At 42.6% G+C, this 26,421-nt stretch carries 21 protein-coding genes and 1 pseudogene; 11 read left to right on the top strand and 11 right to left on the bottom strand.

Going from position 1 to position 26,421, the window contains the following annotated elements; all coding sequences use genetic code 11:
- Window positions 1-10: 10 nt before the first annotated feature.
- On the bottom strand, window positions 11-1,651 hold the full coding sequence (gene pgi / locus CO230_RS00590; RefSeq protein WP_122028829.1) for a glucose-6-phosphate isomerase: 1,641 nt from the start codon (window positions 1,649-1,651) through the stop codon (window positions 11-13).
- 229 nt (window positions 1,652-1,880) lie between these two features.
- Window positions 1,881-4,285, bottom strand: a pseudogene (gene lon, locus CO230_RS00595) (endopeptidase La).
- A 238-nt stretch (window positions 4,286-4,523) separates the two neighbouring features.
- Here lon and CO230_RS00600 point away from each other — a divergent pair.
- The 9 genes from CO230_RS00600 (at window position 4,524) to serS (ending at window position 14,906) form a co-directional block, all read left to right on the top strand.
- Complete coding sequence (locus CO230_RS00600; protein ID WP_122026839.1) at window positions 4,524-6,674, top strand: peptidylprolyl isomerase; 2,151 nt, start codon at window positions 4,524-4,526, stop codon at window positions 6,672-6,674.
- Between the two features lie 124 nt (window positions 6,675-6,798).
- Window positions 6,799-7,755 (top strand): MlaD family protein, encoded by a 957-nt coding sequence (locus CO230_RS00605; RefSeq protein ID WP_122028830.1) that lies wholly within the window; start codon window positions 6,799-6,801, stop codon window positions 7,753-7,755.
- 12 nt (window positions 7,756-7,767) lie between these two features.
- A complete protein-coding gene (locus CO230_RS00610; RefSeq protein ID WP_122026840.1) occupies window positions 7,768-9,099 on the top strand; it encodes a 4Fe-4S dicluster domain-containing protein in 1,332 nt (443 codons plus the stop codon).
- A 42-nt stretch (window positions 9,100-9,141) separates the two neighbouring features.
- A complete protein-coding gene (locus CO230_RS00615) occupies window positions 9,142-9,927 on the top strand; it encodes a (Fe-S)-binding protein (RefSeq protein WP_122026841.1) in 786 nt (261 codons plus the stop codon).
- 156 nt (window positions 9,928-10,083) lie between these two features.
- Window positions 10,084-10,575, top strand: coding sequence for a hypothetical protein (locus CO230_RS00620; protein WP_122026842.1), 492 nt, complete (start codon window positions 10,084-10,086; stop codon window positions 10,573-10,575).
- A 78-nt stretch (window positions 10,576-10,653) separates the two neighbouring features.
- Window positions 10,654-11,784 carry a glycosyltransferase gene (locus tag CO230_RS00625; protein ID WP_122026843.1) on the top strand — a complete coding sequence of 377 codons (1,131 nt, stop codon included), beginning with the start codon at window positions 10,654-10,656 and terminating at the stop codon, window positions 11,782-11,784.
- 1 nt (window position 11,785) lies between these two features.
- The gene (locus tag CO230_RS00630; protein ID WP_122026844.1) at window positions 11,786-13,036 is read left to right on the top strand and encodes a lipopolysaccharide biosynthesis protein; all 1,251 of its coding nucleotides are present in this window, start codon (window positions 11,786-11,788) and stop codon (window positions 13,034-13,036) included.
- Between the two features lie 28 nt (window positions 13,037-13,064).
- Complete coding sequence (locus CO230_RS00635; RefSeq protein ID WP_122026845.1) at window positions 13,065-13,562, top strand: hypothetical protein; 498 nt, start codon at window positions 13,065-13,067, stop codon at window positions 13,560-13,562.
- A 75-nt stretch (window positions 13,563-13,637) separates the two neighbouring features.
- Window positions 13,638-14,906: a serine--tRNA ligase gene (gene serS / locus CO230_RS00640; protein ID WP_122026846.1), complete on the top strand. Its 1,269-nt coding sequence runs from the start codon at window positions 13,638-13,640 to the stop codon at window positions 14,904-14,906.
- 116 nt (window positions 14,907-15,022) lie between these two features.
- Here the strand turns inward: serS and CO230_RS00645 are convergent, their stop codons facing one another.
- The 9 genes from CO230_RS00645 to CO230_RS00685 all read right to left on the bottom strand — a co-directional run bounded on the left by CO230_RS00645 (window position 15,023) and on the right by CO230_RS00685 (window position 24,750).
- The gene (locus CO230_RS00645; protein ID WP_122026847.1) at window positions 15,023-15,808 is read right to left on the bottom strand and encodes a hypothetical protein; all 786 of its coding nucleotides are present in this window, start codon (window positions 15,806-15,808) and stop codon (window positions 15,023-15,025) included.
- Window positions 15,809-15,877: 69 nt separating this feature from the next.
- Window positions 15,878-16,621, bottom strand: coding sequence for a sulfite exporter TauE/SafE family protein (locus CO230_RS00650; RefSeq protein WP_122026848.1), 744 nt, complete (start codon window positions 16,619-16,621; stop codon window positions 15,878-15,880).
- The gene (locus CO230_RS00655; protein WP_122026849.1) at window positions 16,612-17,067 is read right to left on the bottom strand and encodes a FixH family protein; all 456 of its coding nucleotides are present in this window, start codon (window positions 17,065-17,067) and stop codon (window positions 16,612-16,614) included. The genes CO230_RS00650 and CO230_RS00655 overlap by 10 nt, the downstream gene beginning before the upstream one ends.
- Before the next feature lie 5 nt (window positions 17,068-17,072).
- The gene (ccoG, locus tag CO230_RS00660; protein ID WP_122026850.1) at window positions 17,073-18,521 is read right to left on the bottom strand and encodes a cytochrome c oxidase accessory protein CcoG; all 1,449 of its coding nucleotides are present in this window, start codon (window positions 18,519-18,521) and stop codon (window positions 17,073-17,075) included.
- An 86-nt stretch (window positions 18,522-18,607) separates the two neighbouring features.
- Window positions 18,608-19,486 (bottom strand): c-type cytochrome, encoded by an 879-nt coding sequence (locus tag CO230_RS00665; protein ID WP_122026851.1) that lies wholly within the window; start codon window positions 19,484-19,486, stop codon window positions 18,608-18,610.
- Window positions 19,487-19,505: 19 nt separating this feature from the next.
- Window positions 19,506-19,697, bottom strand: coding sequence for a cbb3-type cytochrome oxidase subunit 3 (locus CO230_RS00670; protein WP_122026852.1), 192 nt, complete (start codon window positions 19,695-19,697; stop codon window positions 19,506-19,508).
- Window positions 19,698-19,715: 18 nt separating this feature from the next.
- The gene (ccoN, locus tag CO230_RS00675) at window positions 19,716-21,995 is read right to left on the bottom strand and encodes a cytochrome-c oxidase, cbb3-type subunit I (RefSeq protein ID WP_122026853.1); all 2,280 of its coding nucleotides are present in this window, start codon (window positions 21,993-21,995) and stop codon (window positions 19,716-19,718) included.
- A 4-nt stretch (window positions 21,996-21,999) separates the two neighbouring features.
- Window positions 22,000-22,197, bottom strand: a complete 198-nt coding sequence (gene ccoS, locus CO230_RS00680; RefSeq protein ID WP_410492882.1) for a cbb3-type cytochrome oxidase assembly protein CcoS — start codon at window positions 22,195-22,197, stop codon at window positions 22,000-22,002.
- Window positions 22,198-22,356: 159 nt separating this feature from the next.
- Window positions 22,357-24,750 (bottom strand): heavy metal translocating P-type ATPase, encoded by a 2,394-nt coding sequence (locus CO230_RS00685; protein WP_122026855.1) that lies wholly within the window; start codon window positions 24,748-24,750, stop codon window positions 22,357-22,359.
- Between the two features lie 89 nt (window positions 24,751-24,839).
- On the opposite strand from CO230_RS00685, the gene CO230_RS00690 reads away from it, so the two are divergent.
- Window positions 24,840-25,553 (top strand): Crp/Fnr family transcriptional regulator, encoded by a 714-nt coding sequence (locus tag CO230_RS00690; RefSeq protein WP_122026856.1) that lies wholly within the window; start codon window positions 24,840-24,842, stop codon window positions 25,551-25,553.
- 51 nt (window positions 25,554-25,604) lie between these two features.
- Entirely contained in the window at window positions 25,605-26,420 is an 816-nt protein-coding gene (panB, locus tag CO230_RS00695; RefSeq protein ID WP_122026857.1) for a 3-methyl-2-oxobutanoate hydroxymethyltransferase, read from the top strand.
- Window position 26,421 lies beyond the last annotated feature (1 nt).

The raw sequence follows: 26,421 nt of genomic DNA on the forward strand, positions 1-26,421 counted from the left end.
TTTTTTAGATTTATCTCTGCGTTTTATAATAATTCATCAACCCGTTGGTGGAGGAATCGTGTGAGGAAATATTTTCCGTGTCTTTCAGTTCCGACAAAATTTTTCCTGCCAGCACTTTGCCAAGTTCTACCCCAAACTGGTCAAAGCTGAAGATGTTCCAAATAATCCCTTGAACGAAGATTTTATGCTCGTAAAGCGCAATGAGCTGACCTAGTGAAAACGGATTTAACTCATTGAAAATGAAAGAATTGGTAGGGGAGTCTCCGCTAAAGACTTTATAATTTAAAAGTTTTTCAATTTCTTCAGTTGATTTGCCCGCAACTTCCAGTTCGGCTTTAACTTCATCTTCATATTTACCGAATGCCAGCGCCTCTGTCTGCGCAAAAAAGTTGGCCAGCAGCTTGTCCTGATGATCAGACACGTTGTTGCAGGATTTGGCATAGGCAATAAAATCTGCCGGAATAAGTTCAGTCCCCTGATGTATGAGCTGGTAAAATGCGTGCTGACCATTAGTCCCAGGTTCGCCCCAAATAATAGGGCCGGTCTCGTACTCTACGTATGCGCCATTTCTGTCTACTGACTTTCCGTTACTTTCCATATCTCCCTGCTGTAGATAAGCCGGGAAACGATCCAGGTACTGTGAATAAGGGAGTACCGCATGTGTGCTGGCTGTGTAGAAATTGCGGTACCAAATACCTAAAAGCCCCATTAAAACGGGTACATTTTCTTTAAAATCGGCTGTTTTAAAATGTATATCCGTTTCGTGTGCCCCCTTTAATAACTGCTCGAAATTATCATATCCTATAGAAAGTACAATGCTTAGCCCGATCGCACTCCACAAGGAGTAGCGTCCGCCAACCCAATCCCAAAACTCAAATATATTTTCCTCCGCGATGCCAAACTCTTTCACCGCTGGAACATTCGTTGATAACGCTACGAAATGCTTCGCTACATCCTCTTGCTGTGCGCTTCGCAGAAACCAATCTTTGGCAGATTCCGCATTCGTCATGGTTTCCTGTGTGGTAAATGTTTTTGATGCGATGATGAAAAGCGTAGTTTCCGGATCGAGGTTTTTCAGCGTTTCGGCGATGTGATTGCCATCTACATTAGAGACAAAATGTACATTCAAGCGGGTTTTAAAATGCTTCAATGCGGAACACACCATTACAGGACCTAGATCTGATCCGCCAATACCAATATTTACTATATCGGTCATCTGTTTTCCTGTAAATCCTTTATGATCGCCGGATATCACACGTGTAGAAAAAGCCTTCATGTGATGCAGTACTTTCCTAACGGCCGGTTTTATGTTTTCACCATCTACCATTATGGGCTCTTCCGTGAAATCGCGCAATGCCGTATGAAGTACCGCCCGGCCTTCGGTTTCATTAATTTTTTCTCCCGAAAACATCGCACTTATGGCATTCTTTAATTGGGTTTCCTCGGCCAGTTGCAGCAGTAGGTCAATAGTCTCTTGATTGATGAGATTCTTCGAGTAATCAAACAGATAACCATCACGCTTTACAGAAAATTCCGAGAAACGGTGAGGGTTTTCCTGAAATAACTTCCTAAGTTCAAAATCGTGCTGGGAAAAATGTGCTTCAAGATTTTGCCAGGCCTGCGTGTGGAGAGGGTTGATTTTAGGTAGCATGCTGTTACGGATTTGGATTAGATGTTTGTTTTTTAAATAGATGTAAATACTGCGCAAATTTACGGAAAATAAAAACCTCCGTGAAATTCGCGGAGGTGTGTGTTTCTGAAATTTATCGGCTAACCGACTTGCTTGTTCTTTATATATGTAGGAAGATTACCAGCGCCGCCGTACCAGTTGCAATAATATGCTTCTTTCTTACTGGTTAGGATATGTGTGTCGTGGCTGCTTACTTTTCAATCGCCAGGTCTATCACTTCGCTCATTCGGCTTACGTAATTTATCTTCAGATTTTTAAGGTAATCTTTCTTGATGTCTTCTACATCTTTTCGGTTCGCTTCAGAAAGTATGATTTCGGTGATTCCGGCGCGTGTCGCCGCAAGCAGTTTTTCCTTAATACCACCAACCGGCAGCACTTTTCCGCGCAGGGTAATTTCCCCGGTCATCGCAAGATGTTCTTTTACTTTCTTATTCTTAAAGCTTGATACAATGGATGTCAGCATCGCGATCCCTGCCGAAGGGCCGTCTTTTGGTGTAGCACCTTCCGGGACGTGAACGTGTATGTTTTTCTTCTGGATATCTTCCGCTGTAATGCCAAGTTCCTCGTGTTTGGCTTTAATGTATTCCAGCGCGATTGTGGCGGATTCTTTCATTACGGTTCCCAGGTTTCCGGTCATCGTCAGGTTTCCTTTTCCTTCGCTGAGGATACTTTCGATAAATAAGATGTCACCACCCACCTGTGTCCACGCCAGGCCGGTCACCACGCCGGGTACACCGGTAATCTCTGAAAGGTTTTTCGGACGCGGAACCCCAAGGATTTCATCAATTTTAGTTATGCTGATCTTCGGGTCGTACGTTTGTTCCATCGCGGTTTGTAACGCTGCCCAACGTGCGATAGCGGCAAGTCTTTTCTCCAGGGTTCTTACGCCACTTTCGGAGGTATGCGCGTCGATGATGTGTTTTAATTCAGCATTCCCGAGTTTAAAAGCATTAATGCCGAGGCCGTTTTCTTCCTGTTGTTTCTTTATCAGGTGTCTTTTGGCGATTTCTACTTTTTCCTCTAAGGTATAGCCTGCGATCTCGATAAGTTCCATACGGTCGAGTAGCGGGCGCTGTACGGTTGAAAGTGAATTTGCGGTGGCAATAAACATCACTTTAGACAAATCATACCCCATTTCGAGATAGTTATCGTAGAAGGAATGATTCTGCTCCGGATCCAATACTTCCAGTAGTGCAGAACTTGGGTCGCCATGTATACCTTGGCCAATTTTATCAATCTCATCCAATACAATCACCGGATTTGATGTACCCGCTTTCTTAATGGACTGAAGGATCCGCCCGGCCATCGCACCAATATAGGTTTTTCGGTGCCCCCGGATTTCGCTTTCATCATGAAGGCCACCTAAGGAAACCCGCACATATTTTCTGCCCAGCGCGTCAGCTATAGATTTTCCGAGTGAAGTTTTACCAACCCCCGGCGGCCAACCAGGCATAAAATCGGTGACTTCATGTTGTTTTTCAATTTCAGTACGGCCATGTGCTCCAGGATTCTTTTCTTGATGTCTTCGAGACCGAAATGTGCCTTATCTAAGACTTTTTGTGCTTTCGCGATATCGAAAATATCTTTAGAATAGTTTTCCCACGGTAATTCTGTGAAAAAATCAAGGTAATTCCTTTGCACGTTATAGTCTGGCGAACTTGGGTTCTGGCGTTGCAGGCGGTTGATCTCTTTTTTGAAATGTGTTTCTACCTCATCCTTCCAGGTAAGGGTTTTGGCTTTTTCCAGGAGTTCCTCAATGTCAGATTCGGGACCGCCGCCGAGTTCTTCTTGTATCGCACGCATCTGTTGGTTCAGGAAGTATTCGCGCTGGCTCTTATCAAGCTCGCGGTTGGTTTTCTGGTGTATTTGGTTGCGAAGTTCAAGTTTGCGGAAGTCCTCATGCATCAGTTCATAACATTTCTGTGCGCGCAGGATGAGGTTTTTTTCTTCCAGAAGTTTCTGCTTATCGGTAGATTCGAAATTGGCGTTGGTGCAGATGAAGTTTAGCAAATCTTCATTGCCGTTCATGTTTTTAATTGCAAAGCTGGCAGCAGAGGGGATATTCGGGTCCAGTTCGATGATTTTCAGGGCGAGATCTTTAATATTCTCAAGCAAGGCATTGAACTCATCGGTTTTTCGGCTGTGTACATCTTTCAGTTTAGTGATTTCTGCTTTGAAATAGGGTTTTGTTTCAGTGAAATTTTTAACGGAAAATCTTTGGAAGCCGCGTGTAATAGCAGTGATGTTACCTTCCGGAAGCTTGATGATCTTAATGATCTTTGCTAAAGTGCCTACTTTATAAAGGTCTTTTTCCGTAGGGTTTTCAATGCTCGAATTTCTTTGGCTTAGGATGCCGATAAATTGATTGTTTTTTTGGGCCTCCTCCAGCAGTTTTATCGACATTTCGCGCCCGGCAGTAATCGGGATGACTACTTTTGGGAACATCACCATATTCCTCACCGGTAAAATTGGAAACTCGGTTTGGTCGTTATCTGGTGAAATATCAATAAATTCAGAGAGGTTGATTTCCTCAGCTACGATGCTGAAACTGTCATTCATTAGTTCGTCGAAGTTATGTTCGTTAAATTCTGCCATAATATCATGAAATGACATATTGTCATTCTTTAGGTATGCATTCAAGCCTGTATCTGTATAAGTAAAGCTGAAATTTGTGTAAAGTATAATTGTAAGGGTGAAATCACAATCGGTGTGCCATTAGTCTTTTGCGACAAAATTGGCTGCTTTGTGAAAAAATAAACCATTCATATTGAAAATTTTTCTTAATCTGTTAAAAATGTGTATTTTCGCAACCTGATAAAATTTATAGAAAAAGATGGCAATTTTAGGAGAGATTAGAAGCAGACCTTGGCTCTTGATGGGTATTATTGCGTTGGCAATGTTGGCTTTCGTGGTAAATCCGGATAGTATTGAGAAGCTATTCGGCGCAAAACCCGGTGTATATGGCGAAGTGAACGGGGAGGAAATTACTAAGGAAGAGTATGATGATCAGCTCTTTATCCTTCAACAGCAGGCCCAACAACAAGGGCAGCCCGATACCGGTCTCGAAGAGCAGGCCTGGCAGATGCTGGTACAGTCGAAATTAATTAAGCAGCAGTTTGAGAAAATGGGACTTACTTTAACCGAAGATATGTTCTGGAATCAGCTGCAGTTTGATCCTATGTTTGCCCAAAACCAAGAGAACTTTGATGCCAAAGGGAACTTCAAGGTTCAGGAAATAAAAAAACAGATTGCCGATTTGCAAAGCAGCGGCAACGTAGAAATGTACAACAACTGGCTGCGTGCGCGTAGAGCGATTGAGTACCGAATGATGGCGCGCCAGGTATTTGCCAACGTCTCCACAGGGATTACCGCAAGCAAGAAAGAAGCTGAGGAAATGATGCGCCAGCGCGACCAGGTAGCCAATATCGACTTTGTGAAAATAGATTATAATAACTTCGCACAGAAAAATCCTGTAAAAGTAACTACACAGGATCTGGCAGATTATATTAAAAAGCACCCCATCCTTTTCAAACGTGATGCGAGCAGAAACCTAGGTCTTGTATATTTCCCGGCAGCAGCCAGTCCACAGGATGAAGCAGCGACTCAGGCAGAAATCAACAAGCTTTTCAACCAAGGTACTGATGTGAGTGAGGGTAAAGAGAACTTCCTGAATACGACCAATGACTCGATGTTTATAGCTCTCCACAGTGATATGCCATTCAATCCGCAGTATTTTTCAGCAGACCAGTTACCGGCTACCATCAAAGATAAAGTGGCAAGTGCCGCGGTAGGTACAACCTTCGGTCCATACAAAGAGCAGAATTTCTACGTAGTTTCTAAATTATTAGATAAAAAACCATCCGATTCTACACTTTCCCGCCATATCCTTATTACTTACAAAGGAAACCAAGCCGGCGCCAATGAAACCAGAAGTAAGGAGGAAGCTAAAAAACTTGCAGATTCTATCGGGGCAGTTGTAAAAGCAAATCCTGCTAAATTCACCGAGTTTTTGAAATACTCCTCAGATCCCGGCTCCGCAGCACAGGGTGGAAGCGTGGGTTGGACGACTCCTGCCACGCCTTTCGTTCCTGAATTCCTGAGCTTCCTTGCCAATAATGGTAAAGGCGCGACAGGGGTGGTGGAAACACAGTTCGGTTATCACATCATCAATATCGAAGACAAAAAATCTGGTGCGATGACGTATAAAGTGGCTAATTTGGTAAAAGCCATCAAACCATCTGACAAAACAGAGAATGAAGTTTATACCAAAGCCACAAGATTCATTCAGCAGGTGCAGGGCAAGTCATTTAACGATTTCTCTAACTTGGCTAAAAAGGCCAACTACCAATTCTTGAATCCAAAAGAAATCGGTCGTTTCCAAGGGCAATTGCCAGGTTTGGGTACCGATAAGGATCAGGAAATCATCGCTTGGGCATTCAACAAGAAGCGCGAAAAAGGCGATACGGAAATATTTACTGTAGATGGTACTGGTGACCGAGTTATAGCTTACCTAAATGGCATCCAGGATGCCGGAACTGCAGATCCTGAAGCGGTAAGAGACCAAATTGAGCCAATTGTCAGAAACAAGAAACTCGCTAAGATCATCTCTGATAAAATAAATGCAAGCAAAGCGACAAGCCTTGACCAGATTGCAAAACAGTTTGGGACTTCCAAACTTGCTGGACAAGTGAATATGCTGAGCCCACAGGTAGCCGGAGCGATGGAACCACGCGTGGCTGGTGCCGCTTTTGGTGTAGCAAAAGGCAAACTCTCCATGCCGGTAGAAGGTATGACTGGTGTTTACGTTCTCGTGAAAAACTCTGAGACGGTGAACAAACAACCAGGCGATATCAAGCAAGTGACAGAAGCCATCGCCAGCCAAAATTCACAACAGTTTGGGCAGGCGCTGCTGAAGAGCCTTCAGGCAAATGCAAAAATTAAAGACTACAGAATCGAGTTGTATAACCAGGCAGCTCAACAATAAAAGCTATAAGTTTACTACAGAAAAGCGGCTCCCAGAGTCGCTTTTTTTCATTTTTATCAAGAGAGGTCCGAAATTTGAGTTTGTTTAAAATGTATTATATTTGTTTCCTAAAAATTACGCAAAAGTGAAGTTCACCAAAGAAATAAAAGCAGGTTTAATCGCTGTTTTGGCGATAATAGGGTTTGTAATCCTTTTTCAGTTCATGAAGGGCAAAAGCCTTTTTACAACCGATAATATTTTTTATGCAAAGTTTGATAATGTAGAAGGTCTGGAGGCTTCCAATCCCGTCTCGATTAATGGATTAAAAGTTGGTCAGGTCGATGAGATTGTACCCATTACCCAGAAAGACGGGCGCATACATTTTGTAGTGAAGGTAACGGTGGATGATAACTTTAAGTTTTCAAGGAAATCCACACTTGAGATTTTTGAACCCGGCCTGATGTCGGGGAAACAAATGCGGGTGAATTTAGCGTATGGCGGCGATACCGCGAAAGATGGCGATACCTTGAACGGCGCGTTTAAACTTTCGATGATGAACAACATTTCGTCTCAGGTAGGTCCGGTAAAAGATCAACTACAGATTGTATTGAAAAGGGTAGACTCCCTTACTAACAATGCCAACCAATTGCTGAATGATGACAATAAGGCGGAAATCCGCGCGCTGCTGATCAATCTTAACCGTACCGTAGCTTCTTTCGAGGGGACATCGCGCCAGACCAATGCCTTACTTGCAAATAACGATCCGCGTATCCAGGCCATGCTTGATAACGCAAATTTGGCCACCATCAGTGCCAGAACCGCTATTGACAAATATGGTCGCGTTGCCGAGCAGGTAGATGTGCAGAAATTAAACAATACCATTGACCGACTTAGTGTAACGGCCGACAAACTGAACGGTGTTATTTCCGGCATACAAAATGGGGAAGGATCTCTTGGTAAACTTGCCAAAGATGAAGAACTTTACCGGAACTTGAATGAGTCTTCAGCCAATCTTAATAATTTAATCTTAGACCTGAAGGCAAACCCGAAGAGATACCTAAACTTCTCGGTATTCGGTAAAAACAGCAGTACAAAAGACTAAAAACCTCTCAGTATGCAATATATTGACAATATTGTTTTCTTTATCGCCCTAATCGCAGGCTTCGGATTATTTTTTAAAAGTCTGAAAGAGATTTACCGAAATATACAACTGGGCCGCAAAATCGATCGCAACGACAATCCATCCGAAAGATGGGCTACCATGGCAAAAGTGGCGCTGGGCCAAAGTAAAATGACGAAACGCCCCATAGCGGGTATTTTACATATCATTGTATATGTGGGGTTTATTATCATCAATCTTGAACTTATTGAGATTATTGTAGATGGTGTTTTCGGTACACACCGTTTTCTCACTGGCATATTTGGGGACTCCTTTTACGCGGCATTTACAGCTACGTTAGAGGTGTTGGCGCTGCTGGTATTGGTTTCCGTGATTATCTTCTTTATCCGCCGGAATTTCTTTGGCGTGAAGAGACTTACGATGAAAGAACTTTTCGGTTGGCCAAAACAAGATGCCAATTGGATTCTTATCATTGAATTTGCCTTGATGATGGCTTTCTTCACCATGAATGCAGCAGATTGGGCTTTGCAGCAAACCGGTCACTTGGGCGCGCATGGTAACTTCCCCGTTTCATCCGTTGTGCTGGGACCAATCTTTCAAGGATTCGGTGAGACAACTTTAGTCTTGCTGGAGCGTGGGGCATGGTGGTTTCACTTCCTCGGCATTCTGTTCTTCATGAATTATCTGTATTATTCAAAACATCTTCATATCATTTTTGCGTTCCCTAATACTTGGTTTGCCAATTTAGAGAAAAAAGGTAAGTTTAATAATTTGGCCTCCGTCACCAATGAAATCAAATTGATGATGGATCCCAACGCTGATCCTTATGCCGCGCAACCCGAAGCCGATCCGAACGCTACACCCGAAAAATTTGGTGCAGATGATATATTTGATTTAAACCAGGTGCAGTTGCTTAACGCTTATTCCTGCACCGAATGTGGACGTTGTACAGCGGTTTGCCCAGCTAATATCACCGGAAAGAAACTTTCGCCACGTAAAATTATGATGGATACCCGTGACCGTATTGAAGAGGTAGGGAAAAACATCAACAAGAACGGGAAATTTGTTGATGACGGAAAGAAACTCATCGACGATCATATACAGAGAGAAGAAATTTGGGCTTGTACTACTTGTAATGCCTGTGTAGAAGCCTGCCCGGTACTTATTGATCCTTTATCCATCATAATGGAGGTTCGCCGGTATCTGGTGATGGAACAATCTGCCGCACCACAGGAACTGAACGCGATGATGGCAAATGTTGAAAACAACGCTGCGCCTTGGCAGTATAACCAGGCTGATAGAATGAATTGGGTCCATGAAAACTAACAATGCTTTCACCCCATTTTCTTAAACTAGCAAATTTATACCATGGATTTCACGATAAAAACAATGGCAGAGTATGCTGCCGAAGGTAAATCTCCGGAAGTACTGTTCTGGGTAGGCTGCGCTGGTAGCTTTGATGACCGTGCCAAAAAGATTACACGCGCTTTTTGCAAAATTCTTAGTAAGATCAATGTGGAATTCGCTGTTTTAGGTCCAGAAGAATCCTGCACCGGTGATCCTGCAAAACGCGCCGGGAACGAGTTCGTGTTCCAGATGATGGCGTTAACCAACATCGAAATCCTCAACGCTTACGAAGTGAAAAAAATAGTGACGGCCTGCCCGCACTGTTTTAATACCATCAAGAATGAATATCCCAATCTGGGCGGACATTATGAAGTGATTCATCACACACAGTTCCTGAAGCAATTGATGGAAGAAGGTCGCCTGAAGGTAGAAGGCGGTAGCTTCAAAGGGAAAAAAATTACCTTCCACGACCCTTGTTATCTTGGTCGCGGTAACGGCGAATATGAAGCCCCAAGAATGCTTCTCGAAAAACTGGATGCCGAACTTGTCGAGATGAAACGCTGTAAGACCAACGGACTGTGCTGTGGTGCTGGCGGCGCGCAAATGTTTAAAGAACCGGAAAAAGGGCATAAAGACATCAATGTGGAACGTACCGAAGAAGCCCTGACGGAAAATCCGAACGTTATTGCGACCGGTTGCCCATTCTGTATGACCATGATGACCGACGGTGTAAAACATTTCAATAAAAATACAGAAGTTGCCGTTAAAGATATAGCGGAACTATTAGCAGAAGCCGAAGATTTGTAATGAACAAATACCATTTTATAATCATTGCAGGTCTCTTTCTATTGATTATGAATATTTGGTCGGCAGACTTCCTAATTGATAAAATAAACTACTGGGCTATCAGCAGTAACATATTACTGGTAATTTTAGGAATAATGGAATTAAGAAAGAAAAAGAATGAAAATAGAAGAATCTAATATAGTTGAAACAAACGATTATCGCGTCATCATCTACCCGGCATCGCGACCTTTTACAGCTAAAGAAAGTAAAGTGATCACCGAGAAATTGTACGACTTCCTTTCCACTTGGGCTGCGCATGGCAAGCCACTTTCCTCAAGTTTCAAGATAGAGAAGAACCAGTTCATTGTCGTATGTGTAGATGAAGAGAAAGAGGTAGCTTCAGGATGTTCCATTGATGCTTTAGGCGCCATCATGCGCGAGATTGAGCAAGAGTTTAGCCTTGGCCTTTTTGACCGTATGAAAGCCAGTTTCGTAGAGAACGGAGAAGTGAAGACGATGAAACTACAAGATTTCAAAAAAGGTTTGAAATCAGGTAAAATCCCAAAAAACATTGAGGTTTTTGATTTTTCAAAGAATACCTATATTGCCTTTTTAAGCGATTTCCTGCTTCCACTGAACCGCAGTTGGGCTGGGATATACGCAGAATAAAGAAACTTACCGAAGAAATAACAGCCCTTTTAAAGTATGAAGCTTTAAAAGGGCTTTTTATTGCTATTTTTGTACAGGATGCAGAAAATTCTATTTCTTACCACCGCGCACACTTACCAAGATGACAGGATTTTTTTTCATCAGGCAAAAGAATTGGCTGCCCATGGGTTTACAGTGAAAATATGTAGCCTTTCATCAGAGTTTCAGGGTGAATCGGATGGTATTTTAATCGAGTCTTATGATATTCTGCACCAGTCGCCGCATGTTAAGAAAAGCGTTTTTCAAAGGATCTGTGCGGCTTTCGTACCAGATCTTGTTATCGCTTCCGAACCTTTAGCCGTTATTTCGGTAGCGAAATATTGTAAACAACATCACATCAAGCTGATATATGATGTGACTGAATGGTATCCTTCCAAGCGGATGCTGGCTCCGTACCGGTCTTTTTTAAAGGTTTTTCAATTCTTCAAATTTTTAAATATTCAGCTTTACGCAGGATTCCTGAGCAGCCATTTTATATTTGGTGAGCAGACGAAAATGTTTCCGTTGTCATCATTTTTCTTCTTTAAGTCACATATCATTCTTCCTTACTATCCTTCACAGGAATATGTAAGACCGGCAGTTAAGGAATTGAATACTAATCAGTTAAAGCTTTGTTATACAGGCGTTTTTTCTAAAGAGAAAGGTATTGGTAATTTCCTGAAAGCCGCGGATTGTTTACAGAAGGAGAAACCAGAACTTCAGTTGTCGCTCCTGTTGATTGGTGGTACAAGAGATGAGAAGGAGACAGAATATTTCAATCAACTTCTTACGGGTTATCAGTTTGATCATGTTAAAATTCAAAAACCAGTCTCGTTCTCAACATTTGCCGATTCTTATGCCGAAGCCGATATCTGTTTTGACCTTAGAGAGAAAAATATAGAGAACGACCATTGTCTGCCGATTAAGCTCTTCTATTATGCGGCATCGGGCAAGCCGGTCATTTATACGAATCTTAAAGCCATAAGGCAGCACCTAGATGTGGAGCAGTTCGGTTATTTGGTTCCGCCGGAAGATGCATGGTTGATTGCACGTAAGGTTGCAGCTTATCTTGATGATCCTGCATTGTATGCCGAACATGCGAATAATGCGCGGCGGCTTTTCCAGGAAAAGTATAATTGGGAATCAATCAGTGATGGATTTGTAAAATTCATTAAAAACGCATTGCCGTGAAATGAAGGTGATTTTACAGACTTTTCTCACACGTTTTTTAATCTTAGGCCTTAATTTCGGGTTGCTAATTCTTACAACAAATCTTTGGGGCATGGAAGGTAAAGGCATGATTTCGCTACTGATTGCGGACCTGGCGATCGTCACATTTCTGAATAATATACTTTCCGGCAGCAGCGTATCTTATTACGCCTCGAAGTTTGATGAGATACAAATAGTTTCCGCAGCTTATCTTTGGTCTTTGGTTATTGGTTTTGTAGCCCCTTTGTTGATCAGTCTCGCCCATCCGGTGGAGTATCTGGGATATTTGGTCGCGCTTTCGGTTATGTTTTCTCTGCTTTCTGCGAATATTAATCTGTTCGTTGGTAGAAATGATATCAAGAACTATAATATCTACCTGAGTGGCCAGCAGGCTGTACACATCATCTTAATCCTATTTGTGGTGTACGGACTGCGCATGAAGTCAGTAGATGTATATTTCATGACGCTCTTCTTATGTTATGCCGTTCTTTTTATCCTGAGTTTCCTGAGGCTTATTAAAACATTCGGGGACAGAAGTGCCTTATTTAGCTGGCGTTTGTTTCAAAAGATGTTTAATTACGGATGGAAAATACAGATCAGTGCGTTTCTACAATTCCTGAATAACCGTTTGTCTTTTTATTTTTTAGAGTTTTTCCGTGGTATTGCCAGTGTGGGCATCTTTGCGGTGGGTGTCGCGGTTTCGGAGGCGGTCTTGGCCATCAGCAGAAGTTTATCTGTGATTTTATATTCCGATTTGGTAAGCAGTACCGCCCATGACCACGCCATTGAAAAAACCAAGATTTCACTCAAGATCAGTTTCTTGATTAGCTCCGTTTTCTTACTGTTTTTAGTAGCAGTGCCGGGATTCGTCTATGAGTTCATTTTTGGTAAAGATTTCTCGCAGACGCGGATCATCGTTTTATTATTATCTCCGGGGATTTTGGCCATGGCTGTAAGTAACATCATAGGGCACTATTTTGCGGGTATCAATAAACTTGGGATTTTGAATATGAAGTCGGTTGTAGGCTTTGTTTGTACCGTCGCGCTATCATTATATGCGGTACCGAAATGGGGCATCTATGGTGCCTGCACTGTCACTTCGCTTTCTTATTTATTTTCTTCAGGCTTGCTTTTTTATTATTTTTATCAGCGTACACCGTTTTCAGTTAGGGATTTTTTGCTTACAAAAACCGAAGTACGAAAATTGTACAGCAAATTAAGGCAAGCTAAATAATTGCGGCAGAAATTCTATCTTTGTAATTATGAAAAACGGGCTTTTTCTTTTATTTTTCGTGCTTTTCCTCGCATCATCTTGTAGAAATGATGAGCAGGAGGTACAACAGATTGATCAGGTCTTGCGTCTTTATATCGATTCTGCGGGCCGAGACATGCTGAACAGCAATATCACCGGCACTTACCGGAATATACGCCTGAATGATGTATATGGCATCACCGATACCGCACCCGTAAGTTTCCTACTTAAAAAAGATTCTGATACGCTCAATTATTTGGTATATATTGCTGGTGCGCGGCGGATAGGCATCGATTCCGCAGGGACAACTAAAACTTATGAATCTAAAATTGCGCTGACATTCGACCGCAAAATCAATGATTCTACATCCTTCGCGGTAAATGATACCATGACGATACGATATTCCTGGACGCCCGAACTTTTTCAGATTTCGAAGGTTTGGTATAATAATGCGGATGTTTTCACTAAAAATGCCGGCCAGCCCAACATCATTAAAATAAAAAAATAGTCAGTCCCTACTCAAAATTGTAAATTTGTAAACATTGGGACTCTAAGACCTCAATATTACTTTAATAATAAATACATGCTACAGGTTAATTTTCTGCGCGAAGAACGCGAACGTGTTTTAGAAGGTTTAAATAAAAGGAATTTTAAGCAGCTACAATTGGTAGATGACGCCATTGAAGCGGATGACCAAAGAAAAAAATATCAATTTGAATTGGACCGTAACCTTTCTGAAATGAACAGAATATCCAAAGAGATTGGTATTCTGATGAAAGAAGGAAAAAAACAGGAGGCAGAAAACGCCAAAACCCAAACAGCCGAATTTAAGCAAAACTCACAGGAACTGCAGCAAAAACTGAAAGAAGCAGAGGCGCGACTGCTCGAAATCCTTTATCAAATCCCCAATATCCCTTATAAGCAAGTTGTGGCGGGCACTTCTGCTGAAGATAATGAAATCGTTTATCAATCCCATGATGTTGAAGGTCTTGGTGAAGGTGCGGCACCGCACTGGGAACTTGCCAAAAAATACAACCTTATAGATTTTGAGCTCGGTGTAAAGATTGCCGGTGCTGGTTTCCCTGTATACTTCGGGAAAGGCGCTCGCCTGCAGAGGGCTTTGGTGCAGTATTTCCTCGATAAGAATACAGAAGCCGGGTATATAGAAGTCAATCCGCCTCATGTAGTAAATGAAGCCTCTGGCTACGGTACTGGCCAGCTTCCGGATAAGGAAGGGCAGATGTATTTTGTGAATGAAGATAATCTTTACCTAATCCCGACAGCCGAAGTCCCAGTGACCAATCTTTACCGCGATGTATTGCTGGATGAGAAGGAACTGCCGATTAAAAACACGGCTTTTTCACAGTGTTACCGCAGGGAAGCTGGTAGTTACGGCGCCCATGTACGAGGCCTGAACCGCCTTCATCAGTTTGAAAAGGTAGAAATCGTAAGGCTTGAAAAGCCTGAGAACTCCTATGAAGCGCTTGAAGAAATGGTGGCGCATGTCAAATCAATTCTGGAAGATCTTGAGTTACCGTTTCGGATCTTAAGACTTTGCGGTGGTGATATGGGTTTCACTTCATCCATGACTTATGACTTTGAAGTTTGGAGCGCTGCACAAGAAAAATGGCTTGAGGTTTCTTCGGTGTCTAATTTTGAGACCTTCCAGGCGAACCGATTGAAATGCAGATTCAAAGGAGAAGGCAAAACGCAGTTGGTACACACGCTGAACGGTTCTGCCATGGCTTTACCAAGAATTATGGCCGCACTGCTTGAAAATAATCAAACAGGAGACGGTATAAAAATTCCAGCAAAAATCGCGGAATATACGCGTTTTGATGTGATTGATTAATTAGAAAAATATGAATAAGCCCGTCTTACAAATCGCGAAGACGGGCTTTTTAATTCTTTTTAGAGAGGTGATGACAGCGTTGTTAGGGCTTTAAGCCCTAACAACGCTAAAGCGTATTATTTAGTTGTCACTGTAATGAATTTGTCTTTATGGGTAAGGCTTTTACCTTCGTTAAGCAAATCCTGAGTTCGTACGTTAATTTGCAGTGTTTTATCATCAATCTGTTTCACGAAATCGTGTTTGCCTGTGATGGTAGCAATAGGTTGCTGAAATTTTATCGTATTGGTGAAATTCATGTTGAACATCTTCATCATGCCCAGCATTCCCTGTGCCATTTGCCGCCCATATGCTTCTGCGGAATCGCTTTTTGTTTTCGGTGCCGTATTATTTTCAGGACTTTTTTTAGCCATTTCGGTCAGGAATTCGGTTGCATTGAATTTCTCCGTATCAATCGTTAATGTTTTTCCGTTCCAGGTAGCGATGTTTTGTATCTGTAAGTTCTTCAGTTGTTTGTTCTGTGACAGCAAGGTGGCAATTTCGCCGGGCAGTAGCCTGTCGTATTTCATGGAGAGTCCGTACACCTGGCCTTTCTCCTTATTTAGTTTCAGGAACATTTTCTTCAGCACTTTTACAGAATCCTGGTGCAAAGTAATCTTCCCATCTTTCTGTAAATCGTAGAGGCTTTTCCATTGTGTAGTAAGATTGCCCAAAGTTTTAGCTTGTGGTATCGCTTGGTTTTTGTTATTCAACATATTCAGCATGCCGAGGGCGCTCTGGTCCATCAGAATATTAGATTCCATGCTAGTCGAGGCATCTTTATAATAAGAGGTTTCGGTATTTACGGAACATGCTTGTAGCGCAAAAATCCCAAGACCGCAAGCCCAAATTTTTAGTGTTGACATAGGCGATTTTTGCATTTTAATTCAAAAGTTATACCTAAGTCGTTAGACTATCAAATGGAGGGAAAATGCTTAATGGCAATTCTCGTGGTTACCGTGATGGTGTTCGTGGGTATCATGGTGGTTGACCTGCAAGACTTCTTTCTTTGGTGAAAGGTAAGGGATACCAATTTCCAAACCGCGTACAACAAATAACCCACCCAGAATCAGCATCATGGCAGGGACAAATTTTAAAATTTTAATTCTGAAAGCGGTTGTCATCAGATTTCCGAGCAACACGATGAAAAACATGAATGGAAGCGTGCCCAATCCAAATAATCCCATGAATGTGGCGCTTTGCCAGATGCCGCCAGCGGCTAAACTCGCGGTAAGTGCCATATATACCATACCGCACGGTAGGAAACCATTGAGGATCCCGGTGGTAAAGCGCGATCGGTAATCTGCTTTTTGTAGCAGTTTGCCTAAATTCATTTTAATTTTCAGCAAGAATTTTGAGAAGAAAGGGATTTTTGAGGCAAAATCTTTTCCACCAAACGAAAATACAGCCATGAGTATGAGGGTGATGCCTACAAAAACAGTAAGATACTGCTGGAAGCCCGCCATCTGGAAGCCTTCACCAATGATGCCAAGTATGGCACCCAAAAATGCATAAGTGAAAATCCTGCCGAACTGATAGGTAAGGTTTTGCAGGTAATAATTTGCGGCCTGTTTTTTCGTAAGGCCCATAGAAAGTGCGATAGGGCCACACATGCCGATACAGTGGAAGCCGGAAGCAAATCCTAAGGCAAGCGCAGAAAAAACCAATGCTATTTCCATAGAACGTCGTAATCCACCTGATAAGGTTTATTGTCTTTCTGCCATTTTAATTTCAGCGTGTAAGAGCCGGCCATAATTACTTTTGAAGGTATGGTAAATTGCCCGTTTCCGTTCAGGTTTACTTCTTTTTTAACATCAAGGTTAGAGTCATCTGTACGGAACAGGTTAAATTCTACCTGAGTGGTTTCTGGCTTGATGTTTTGAGGGAATGTAATGGTAATCCCCGCTTTGTTCTGTTCATAAGAAGGTTTTTCCGGCAGATTTTCCGCATTGTTTTTTGCATCAATGGTTTCCTGATAGACTAGTTCTTCTTGATAATAATTGTCTGATATTAGTTCAGAATTTTTCATACCGTTAGAGAATACGAATATCAAAAACAGGATGAATGCGATAAAGGAGCCGAGAGCCAAAACGATACCGTGTCCCCAGCTAAAATTTTTAAGCATATTTATTAGAATTGTAATTTGAAGGGGCCTTCGAAGTATGTATCGAAAGAATCCAACAGTTCACCTTTTTGGTTATAAACGCCAATTGTTACATTTTGTTTTGAAAGTTTGATTTCATTTTCCGGGAAACTGATATTCACCGTACCTTTCGTCATCTGGTCTTTCTTCAGTAGGATTTTATTGGTCCCGCTTAAGGTAATTTGTCCGTGCGCCGGGGAAATCACTTTAATGGTCACCAACTGATCCTCATTGGATTTGTTTAAGAAGGTGTAATTATAAGTGTTATTTATCTCACCATCTCTCACGAAGAAAGTACTACCGGCTGGTTTTATGAATTTTGCTTCCATCGCGCCGCGGCTACTTAACAGGAAGCCCAGGAAGCCTACCAATAACAGAAGCACCACAGAGTATGCCTTCATTCTGCCGGTAAAGCGGAACGTATCCTCTTTCTCTATCTCATCTTCTGTCGCATAGCGGATAAGACCAGTGGGGAGACCAACTTTTACCATTACCTCATCACACGCGTCGATACAGGCGGTACAGTTCACACACTCCAATTGTTGGCCATCACGGATGTCGATACCTGTTGGGCAAACAACAACACATTGGTTACAGTCGATGCAATCGCCTTTTCCGGCAGCGCGGCGATCTTCACCTTTGCGCCATTTCGAGCGGTTTTCCCCACGCTTGAAATCGTAATATACATTGATGGTCTGTTTGTCGATCAGTACGCCCTGAAGTCTGCCATAAGGACAAACAAGTGTACACACCTGCTCGCGGAACCATGCAAACGTAAAATAGAATGCCGCTGTGAAGATGATCATCACCAGAAAACTCGTGAAGTTATTCAGCGGACCTTCTTTCACCATATCAAAAACACCCTGATAACCGATGATGTACATAAACATCCAGTGGGTGATGATCAATGATATGATGATGAAGATAAACCACTTCAAGGAGCGCTTCCAGATCTTTTCAGCGTTCCATTCTTGTCGGTCAAGTTTCATCTGTTTATTCCGGTCTCCTTCGATAAGATAATCGATCTTTCTGAAGATCATTTCAAGAAAGATGGTCTGTGGGCAAATCCATCCACAGAAAATACGGCCAAAAACTACCGTGAATAGAATGATGAATACGATGGACGTAATGGCCCCTAACGCTAAAATAAAAAAGTCTTGCAGGTAAAAAGGTTGTCCCGCGATGAAGAATTGCCTGTCAACTAAATTAATTAGCAGAAAAGGGTTTCCATTGATTTTAATAAAGGGTAAAACGAAGAATATTGCGAGCAATAACCAGGCAACTACAGTCCTATAGTTGGTATAGCGGCCTTTTGGCTTGCGGGGATATACCCACTTCCTTTTACCAGATTGGTCCATGGTACCTACAGAATCGCGAAAGGTTTCTGCTTCGATTACTTGCCCTTGTCCACCTCTGAAATTTTCATCTAACGACATATTCTAACTCATTTTAAAAACAAAAACATAATACACTATTTTTTACAATAGCGCATTATGTTCATAATTATATTTACTGGCTAAAATTATTTTTCCCAAACCACAGGGTTCCCCTGCGGAGCCGCACCGCCATTTGCTGGCGTAACTGGCGGCTGTTCCTGGTTAATATGATAAACATAAGCTGCTACATTTTGTATATCAAACCCAGAAAGAACGTTGTTTTTACCGAAAGCCTGCATTGTAGGGTTGTTCTGGCTACCGTTCTCCACCATATGGAATACGTTTTTAAACAATGTTTTTTCAGGTTGGTTAATCCATGCATTATCGGTAAGGTTGGGACCGATACCACCTTTACCACCATCACCGTGACAAGATACACAGTTTGTTTTGAAGACCTCTTCACCAGCCGCTATATTATCTGGCGAATATACAGCGTTTTCGATTGTTGGTGGCGGTGTGTTTTTTAAATATTCAGCGATATTTGCGGTCTGTGCTTTGTACTCTTCATCATATTCCACAATAGGATTCGCAAAATCACTGAATGAATAAGAGACTAAATATACCACACAATAGGCTACACCAAACCAGAAAAGGCCTAACCACCACTTCGGTAGCTGATTGTCAAGCTCCATGATGCCATCGAAACCGTGGTCGATAAGAATATCTTTTTCTTCCGTAGCCGACTGTTTTTTAAAGGCATCATTATATAGTGCTTTAAAGTAAGGGACTTTTTTAGCTTCCAGATACGCTTGTTTTTCCTCGTCGCTCAGGGTTTTGAATTTTGTGTTTTCTACCAAATCACCAATCGCGTTCTGTATCATGGCGATGATGGAAGCGATGATCACTGTTCCCCAGAAATATGGAGATAATAGGAAGGTTGAGTTCTGGATGAACATGTAGCAAAGTACCATTAGGATTGCTACTATAATCAGGATGGTTATATAAACCGGGGTTCTCTGTTTCATTGTGGAAATTAATTAGAAATTAAGAGTTTTTATCTTCAATATCGTCATCCAAAGGCGCATTAGCTTCTTCATCGTAATATTTTTTCGGTCGTGAAAAAACATAAAACGCAATCCCCAGAAAGCAAATCAGAAACAATAACAGCGCCAATGTCTGGTAAAGACCATTATTTTCTGAGTTCGATAAAATATCTTTTACGTTTTGAGGGATCATGACGTACTTTTTTGATTATTAGTTGGTACTTGCTGTTTTAATTTCAGTCGTTTTAATATCGGTACCCAATCGCTGTAGGTAAGCGATAAGTGCGATGATTTCCTTCTTTTCCAGTGGCGTGAAGTTAGCACCCTCGGCTGCTTTTCTGTCTTCGTAGGCTTTTTTCACGTCTGGTGCTTCTGCGTAGATCTGGCTAACCACAAGTTTTGCTTGGTTGTCTGCCCATTGGTCTGCAGAATCTATCTGAGCCTGGGTATAAGGAACATCAAAACTGTTCTTCATCAATTCTACCTTTGCCTTCATCTTGCTTCGGTCCAGGTCGTTAGCGATTAACCATGGGTAACGTGGCATGATGGAACCTGCAGAAGTTACTCTTGGGTTTAGCATATGTTTATAGTGCCAAGAGCTTGGGTTTTTACCGCCTTGTCTGTGCAAATCAGGTCCCGTTCTTTTAGATCCCCAGAGGAATGGTCGGTCATATACGAATTCGCCAGCTTTGGAGTATTGCCCGTTTTTACCGTTAAAACGTACAACTTCATCACGGAATGGACGAATCATCTGTGAGTGACAAGAGTTACAGCCTTCACGGATGTAGAGATCACGCCCTTCCAGTTCTAATGGTGAATAGGGCTTCACAGCAGCGATTGTTGGTACATTTTCTTTAACTGCCAGGGTAGGTACAATTTCTATCAATCCACCGATAGCTACGGCAATGAATGAAAGGATACCCATTACAAGCGGAGTTCTCTCCAACCAAAGGTGGTAACCTTCACCTTCTTTTCGCTTTTTACCTACGTTACCAAGTGCAGGAGCCTCTGCAGGTACTTCCTTCTGGAATGAGCCCTGCCGTACGGTTGCTACTACGTTTACAACCATTAAGATGGCTCCGGCGATGTATAATAATCCTCCTACGAAACGCATTTGATAGTAAGGAATAATAGCGGTTACAGTATCCAACCAGTTTTTATACACCAAAGTACCGTCTGGATTAAACTGCTTCCACATTAAGCCTTGCGTGAAACCGGCGATGTATAAAGGCACCGCATAGAATATAATACCCAAAGTACCTAGCCAGAAGTGCCAGTTAGCCAATTTTACAGACCAAAGTTTGGTTCTCCACATAATTGGGAGTAAGTAATAAATCATACCGAAGGTCATAAAGCCATTCCAGCCTAATGCACCAATGTGTACGTGACCAATTACCCAGTCGGTAAAGTGACCAATTTTATTTAAAGTTTTTGTTGCTAAAAGTGGTCCCTCGAAGGTAGCCATACCGTAGCACGTAATAGCTACAACAAAGAATTTCAATACAGGGTTTTCGCGAACTTTATCCCACGCCCCTCTAAGCGTAAGAAGACCGTTCAGCATCCCTCCCCAAGATGGTGCGATAAGCATGATAGAGAAACCTGTGCCCAAAGCCTGCGCCCAACCTGGAATTGAAGTATACTGAAGGTGGTGAGGACCAGCCCAGATGTAAACAAAAATAAGTGACCAGAAGTGGATAATAGAAAGTTTATAAGAGAATACCGGGCGGTTTGCCGCTTTTGGAAGGAAGTAGTACATCAAACCAAGGATCGGTGTCGTAAGTACGAAAGCTACCGCGTTATGGCCATACCACCACTGTACCAGAGCGTCTTTTACCCCTGCGTAGGCAGAATAGGATTTCCAGCCGGTAAATGATAACGGCACCTCCAGGTTATTGAAGATGTGCAGCATCGCAATTGCCACCCAGGTACCGATAAAGAACCATATGGCCACATACAGGTGACGCACACGTCTTCTCATGATGGTTCCGAACATGTTGATACCGAAGATCACCCAGATCACTGTAATCAAAATATCAATAGGCCACTCGTGCTCGGCATATTCCTTAGAAGTGTTGATACCCATGAGGAACGTAATCACTACAGCTACAATCATCAACTGCCAGCCCCAGAAGTGTATCCACGAAAGTGTATCGCTGAACATCCTGGTCTTAAGCAATCTTTGGATGGAATAGTAAGCCCCCGCAAAGAAACCGTTACAAACAAATGCGAAGATTACCGCACTGGTGTGCAGCATACGGATACGCCCAAAACCAAACGCACCCTGAGAGTTAATTAACCCCTGAAGATTCCCGCTTTGTAAACTCTTAATGGTAGCATCATCGGTACCAAAAATAAACTCAGGAAGTTCGGGATAGAAAAGCATCAGTGCGGCGATAAGCCCCAGCAGAAAACCTACAAGGCCGAAAACCACGGTCGCATAGAGGAACGCTCGCACAATATTATTGTCATAACTAAACTTTTGTGTTTCCATATTACTATTCACTTATTTCTTCTGTATTTTTTATTTGTTTTTCAGTGTTTTTACTGTTGTCGGTTTCGGTTTCCTCCTTTATTTCAGAGTCGAGCAATATGCGTACGGCCGGCGATTCATCATCTTCAAACTGTCCCTTCCGGACACTCACTATAAAAATGACTAAGAAAATCACAGCTACGGAAACGCTGCATAGAATCATTAAATATAAAATATCCATTCCGTGCAAATTTAGGTAAAAACCGGTTCAAATTTAATTAAAAATTATGATAAACATCACCTAACGTTAACTGTATTTAACATAATTTAAAAAGCAGCGGTATTTAGTAATTGTATCTTCTTGATAATTAATAAGATATGGCTAATTTTTAATGAGTTTAAAATACTTTGTACTGCGCCACCAAGTCGCCACGGAAGTGAAGATCACCACACTGATGGAACTGATGGGCATGATGATGGCCGCAAACAGCGGAGACATATTCCCCGTCACGGCAAAACTGAGGCCTATGATGTTATAGAAGAAGCTGATGGCAAAAGTCATCTTTACAATCACCATGGAGTCTTTCGCGTAATTCAGGTAATGATCCAGCGAGGACAATCGCCCGCCCGCCATAATCACATCCGAAGAAGGTGTGAAAGAGTGTGTATCGTCGGCCACAGCAATCCCTACATTGCTTTGTTTCAGTGCGCCCGCGTCATTCAGGCCGTCGCCCAACATGGCTACTCTTTCATTTTGGTCTTGTAGATGCTTGATGTAATTCAGTTTGTCCTCAGGTGTTTGGCTAAACGCCATGCCGGTATATTGCGGGATGATCTCCTTCAATGGTTGTTCCTCCGAAGCGTTATCACCACTAAGAATATGCACCCGGTAATCGCGTAGCTTACCGAAAAGGCTTTTCAGGTTTTGTCGGTACTCATTTTTGAAGATGAATTTACCCAGCAATTCACCGTTTTTGTTTACGTAAACAGCGGTTTCCAGATTTACCGGCGTGCCGCCAGCCAGCTTTGCCGAACCCACTTTATACTTGGTCCCACGAACTTCCGCTTCATAGCCTTTACCTGCGGTTTCGGTATATTGGGTGACCGGGAAATACTCATCATCCATCTCTATGTAGTCATACAAAGCCTTTGAAAGTGGGTGATTGGAGTTTTTTACCAGCGTTTTGATGTTTTTTAAGTCCTGCTCGGGAATTTCCTGACCTTCGTAAGTGATTTTAGCTTCCTTATTATGGGTGATTGTGCCGGTTTTATCGAAAACAAGGGTGTTGATTTTCGAGAGTTTTTCAATCGTCAAAGTGTCTTTCACATAAAATTCATTCCGCCCCAGGATCCGCATCACATGTCCGAATGTAAATGGTGCAGAAAGGGCCAAGGCACAAGGGCACGCAATGATGAGGATGGCAGCTACCACCTGGAACATTTTTTCAAAATCGTGCTGTCCCCAGTAAATCCCAGCTATCAGTGTAATGCCTAAGATAATGAAAGTGAAGTATTTGGATATTTTATTGGTGAGCGTATCAAGGCCGGTTTCATGTTTCTTGAAGGCTTCTTTGTTCCAGAGTTGCGTAAGGTAGCTTTGGTTCACGGTCTTTATCACTTCAAGTTCAAGTAGAGAACCTACCTGTTTTCCGCCCGCAAAAATCTTGTCGCCAGGCTTTTTTTGGATTGAAGCGCTTTCGCCGGTAATAAAACTGTTGTCAATATTACCTTCACCATTGATGAGGATGGCATCCACCGGTATGATTTCCTGGTTGCGCACCATGATGCGGTCGCCGATCTTGAGGTCAGAGAGTAAGATGTTCTGCTGTTTTCCGTTGAAATCTACTTTCGTAACGGCGATGGGATAGAAGGATTTGTAGTCGCGGTCATAGGACAAGGCGCTGTACGTCCTTTTCTGGAAGATTTTCCCCATCAGCATGAAGAACAGCAAGCCGCAAAGCGTATCGAAATATCCAGGACCATAATCTGTCAGTATTTCATAGATGCTGCGCCCGTACAGCATGATGATGCCCAGTACGATAGGCACGTCAATGTTTACGACTTTATTCTTCAGGCCATACCAAGCCGATTCAAAATAACCCCAAGCCGAATAGAAAACTACGGGCGTCGCCAGGAAGAACATGATGAAGCGGAACAGATGTTTGTACTTTTCCATCCACATATCCGTGGTGCCCATAAGTTGCTCGGCATATTCAGGGTAACTGAAGAACATGCCGTTTCCGAACGCAAAGCCTGCCACCGCAAGTTTCAATATCAAAGAACGGTCGAATCGCTCTTCCTTCTGGTCGGCGGTTTCAAGATTAATAACCGGTTTATAGCCAAGATCGGTTAAGAATTTTGCGAGTTCGCTGAGTTTCAGTTCATGATGGTTAAAGGAGATCTGAACCGTCTTTCGGGTGAAGTTCACCTGGGAATAATTGATGTTTTTATTCAGCGTATGCAGGCTTTCGAGCAGCCAGATACACGAAGAACAGTGAATGACAGGGATCTTGAAATTCACCAAAGAGGTGTTTCCTTCGGAAAAATTAGTGACTTTGTCGAAAATCTCAGGTGTGTCCAGATAATCGAACTGGGTGTTGTTGCCGTCATCAGGCCGGATGCCCGAGCGTTTGTTCAGTTCATAGAAATCGCCCAGATTGTTCAGATTCAGGATTTCATATACAGATTTACATCCTGTGCAGCAAAACACCTTCTCATCGAACGAAATTCGTTCTTTATCGATGGTTTGGCCGCAATGGAAACAGTTTTCAGGCATTCTACTGGAAAAAATTGAATGCAAAATTATGATAAATAAATTTGTGCCAAGGTTTTAAATACCCTATTTTTGCTGATAAATGTCATAATATGTCGCTGGAAAAACAAATGTTAATTGAAGATCGTCTGTTGAAAGTTTTTAATGATGAATCTTTTAAGCAAATGCTTTCCCCGGAAGATTATACGCACTATCTCTCGGTAAAACAAATCCTGAAATTCCATAAAGGAGAAACCATTTTTGAAGATGGCGGTACGCCAAACGGGGTGTATTTCCTGAACAAAGGGACCGCAAAACTCTCTAAACAGGGTTTTTATGGTAAAGAGCACATCCTTCGTTTTATTAAAGAAGGGGACTTGATTGGTTACCGCTCTTTGTTATGTGGCGAGCAATTTCAGGCAAAAGCCGAAGCCATGACGGATGTGGAAGCCACCTTCCTGCCATCGGATGTGTTTCTTCATCTGCTGGAAGTAGGCCCGGAACTCTCTTTCGTCATGCTACAGAAAATAGCCTATGAACTTGGCGAATCTTCTAATACCGTAACCTTTCTGGCGCAGAAAACAGTGCGTGAAAGACTTGCGGAAATCCTTCTTCTCCTTGAACAGAAGTTGGGCACAGACCCGGAAGGTTTCATTAAAATTACCTTAACACGTGAAGAAATCGCGAATCTTGTAGGGACTGCTACCGAAAGTGCTATCCGCCTGATTTCAGAATTTAAGAGCGACGGGCTTATTGAGGCCGACGGCAGAAACCTGAAAATCCTGAACCGCGACAAACTTATTAAATTAGGTCACGTTACTTTATAAGAGTTTTATTACCTTGCTGTTTTAAAATTCAACTCTTAAACGCTTACTATCATGTCGGTACATTCTGAAATCAAGAAGATCACTACGGAAACACTTCGTAAAATGAAGTTCGACGGTGAAAAAATCACCATGCTCACCGCATACGATTTTACTACCGCCAAAATGGTAGACGCGGGCGGGGTAGATTCCATCCTGATCGGTGATTCGGCTGCCAATGTGATGGCCGGTTTTGAGACTACGCTTCCCATTACGCTCGATCAGATGATTTACCACACCCAGTGTGTGGCGCGGGGAGTAACACGGGCGCTCATCGTAGCAGACCTGCCGTTCGGTACTTACCAGAGTAATTCTGAAAAAGCATTGGGATCCGCCGTGCGAATGATGAAAGAAGGCGGTGCGCACGCGGTGAAGATTGAAGGTGGCGCGGAGATCGAAGATTCTATACGCAAGATTGTAAATGCCGGCATCCCTGTGATGGGCCATTTGGGATTGACGCCGCAGTCGATTTATCAGTTCGGTACTTACAAAGTGCGTGCAAAGGAAAATGCCGAGGCAGAAAAGCTGCTTGCCGATGCCAAACTACTCGAAGAGTTGGGTTGTTTTGCTTTGGTTCTTGAGAAAATACCGGCGGAACTGGCCAAAATGGTGACAGAAAGTGTTTCCATACCCACCATCGGGATCGGCGCAGGTGCAAACTGCGACGGACAAGTGCTGGTTTACCATGATATGGTGGGCATGAATAAAGGATTCGCGCCCAAATTCCTGCGCAGGTACCTGGATTTATATACCGAAATTACCGGTGCTGTAACCCAATATGTGAAAGATGTGAAATCGGCAGATTTCCCTACCAAAAACGAAAGTTATTAAT

It is taken from the genome of Chryseobacterium sp. 6424 (assembly GCF_003692615.1).
Lineage (GTDB): Bacteria > Bacteroidota > Bacteroidia > Flavobacteriales > Weeksellaceae > Kaistella.